The 2,995-nt window shown below is 70.7% G+C and carries 1 protein-coding gene; it reads left to right on the forward strand.

What is annotated here, in order from left to right; genetic code table 11:
* Positions 1 to 2,995 (forward strand): SDR family NAD(P)-dependent oxidoreductase (locus tag ACIBK0_RS51815; RefSeq protein WP_399097523.1); only part of this gene is annotated, 2,995 nt, incomplete at both ends.

Below are 2,995 nucleotides of genomic sequence, written 5' to 3' on the forward strand. Positions count from 1 at the left end.
TGCACGGTGCGCGTCTTGACTGGACGGCCATCCATCCCACCGGCCGGCAGATCGACCTGCCCGGCTACGCCTTCCAGCACACCCCCTACTGGCTGCAGACGCCTTCCACCACATCAGGAAGCGCCGTCAGGCTGGGTCTGGAGGACAGCCGCCACCCACTTCTGGGTGCGGTCACGAGCCTCGCCGACGGTGGCACGCTGCTCAGCGGGCGTCTCTCCCTGCACACCCACCCCTGGCTCGCCGACCACGAGATCCAAGGACGGATCATCGTCCCCGGCGCGGCGTTCATGGAGATGGCGCTGGAAGTCGCGGACCGCACCGACGCCACGCGCGTGGTCGACCTGACGCTGGAGGCGCCGATGGTGCTGCCCGCCACCGGCGGCCTGCGCGTCCAGGTCACAGTGGGCGCCCCGGACGACTCTCTCCAGCGCCGGATACAGATCCACTCGCGCCCCGAGGGCTCGGACGCGGGCGCTCACGACGAGCGTGAGGTGTGGACCCGGCACGCGTCGGGATGGCTCGCGATGGGCGACCTCGTCGCCGCTGATGTGGATGCGGCGGTATGGCCCCCGAAGGACGCCGAGGCCGTGGAGCTCACGGACTTCTACTCCGAGCTGGCCGGGGCCGGCTACCAGTACGGGCCCGCCTTCCAGGCCGTTCGGGGGCTGTGGCGGCTGGGTGAGGAGACCTACGCGTCGATCGTCCTGCCGGAGCCGCAGCACGCCGACACCCAGCATTTCGGCATCCACCCCGCACTCCTGGACGCCGCCCTGCACCCGCTCGTCCACCGGCTCGCCGACGCGTCCGTCCGGGAGGCGGAAGGCGGGAGCCTGTTGCTTCCGTTCGCCTGGAGCGACGTCGCGCTGTACGTAACCGGAGCGCGGGAACTCCGCGTGCGATGGACCCCCAGCGGTCCGACGACCGCCGCCCTGACGCTGACCGACCTGACTGGTCGACTCGTCGCCTCCGTCGGGGAGTTGGCGCTGCGGCCCGCGCGGACCGACACAGGCGCCGCGGCGGCTGGGGACGTCACACGGGGTTCTCTGTTCGGGCTGGACTGGGTGCCGGTCGCGGCTGCGGAGAGCATCGCGGCTGTCGAGGCTGCCGTCGAAGTGGCGGGGCTGGATGAGCTGTTGGGTCTGGTCGAGGCGGGTGGGGTGCCGGATCGGGTGGTGGTGTCGGTGGCTTCGCGGGACGGGGAGTCGCCGTCGGTTGCTGCTCATCGGATTGCCGCTGAGGTGCTGGAGTTGGCGCAGCGGTGGGTGTCGGACGAGCGGTTCGCGGATGCGCGTCTGGTCGTGGTGACGCGCCGTGCCGTCAGCGTGGGTGACGACGATGCTCCCGCCGATCTGGGTGCCGCCACGGCGTGGGGTCTGATCCGTACCGCGCAGTCGGAGCATCCTGGCCGGTTCGTGCTGGTGGATGTCGACGACGCGGGGCAGGTGCCGTCTGTCGCGCTGTTCGGTGAGGAGGCCCAGGTCGCCGTGCGTGAGGGCCGGCTGTTGGCGCCGCGGCTGGCTCCGGTCACCGCCACGCGGGAACAGCCGGCGCTTGACCCTGAGGGCACGGTTTTGATCACCGGGGCCTCTGGCACGTTGGGCACCCTCATCGCCCGGCATCTGGTGCGCGAGCACGGGGTGCGGCATCTGTTGTTGCTCTCCCGTCGCGGCCCGGACGCCCCGGGAGCCGTCGAACTCACCAAGGAACTTGGTGAGTTGGGTGCCTGCGTGACGCATGCCGGGTGTGATGCGGCCGATGCCGGGGCTCTGGCGGGTGTGTTGTCGGGCATCCCTGCTGAGCGTCCGCTGACTGCGGTGATCCATGCTGCCGGTGTTCTGGACGATGGTCTGCTGGAGTCGCAGTCCGTCGATCGTCTGGGGCCTGTGTTGCGGCCGAAGGTGGACGCGGCGTGGAATCTGCACGAGCAGACGCGGGATCTGCCGCTGGCTGCGTTTGTGGTGTTCTCTTCGATTGCCGGTGTGATCGGTAATGCCGGGCAGAGCAATTACGCGGCGGCCAACACCTTCCTCGACGCCCTGGCCGCGCACCGCCACGCGCAGGGGCTGCCCGCGCACTCCCTTGCCTGGGGACTGTGGGACCAGGACAGCGGTATGGCGGGCGGCCTGACCGACGCCGACCGGGCCCGCTGGTCCCGGACCGGAGTGGCTCCGCTCGATGCGGAGCGCGGTATCGAGCTGCTCGACGCCGCCCTCAAGACGCCCCGGGCCGAACTGGTGCCGGCCCGTCTCGACCTGACCGTACTCAAGGCGCAGGCGGCAGCAGCGGCGCGCGGAGCGCACACCGGGATTCCGTCAGACGTGATTCCGCCGGTCTTCCGAGGCCTCGTCCGGCCGTCGGCCAGGCGCTCCGCGATCGCGGCCACGCACGCCGCAGGTCAGGACAGCTGGAGCGACCGCATGGCAGCGTTGCCGACGGCGGAGCGCGAGCGCGCGGTCATCGACACCGTGCGCGGTGTGGTGGCATCCGTCTTGGGTCACTCCGGCGCGGCGGACATCGACGTCGAACGGGCCTTCAAGGACCTCGGTTTCGACTCCCTGACCGGCGTGGAACTGCGCAACCAGCTCAACGTCACCACCGGCCTGCGTGTCCCGGCCACCCTTGTCTTCGACCACCCCTCACCGCGCGCGGTCGCCACGTATCTGCTGTCCGTCATCGCGGAGGCCGACGGCGGCACAGGAACACGAACCGGCACCGGAGCGGACGCGGCAGTACGACCGAACGCGTCCCTCGACGACGATCCGATCGCCGTGGTGGGCATGGCATGCCGCTACCCGGGCGGGGTCTCCGACGCCGAGGGACTGTGGGACCTGGTGGCCGATGGCGTGGACGCCATCGGCGACTTCCCCACCGACCGCGGCTGGGACGTGGATTCCCTCTACGATCCCGACCCGGAGACCGTGGGGACGTCGTACACCAAGTCGGGCGGGTTCCTCTACGAAGCGGCCCAGTTCGACGCCGAGTTCTTCGGCCTCAG

Origin of the sequence: Streptomyces sp. NPDC050564 (assembly GCF_044457265.1) — a bacterium.
Taxonomy (GTDB): Bacteria; Actinomycetota; Actinomycetes; order Streptomycetales; family Streptomycetaceae; genus Streptomyces.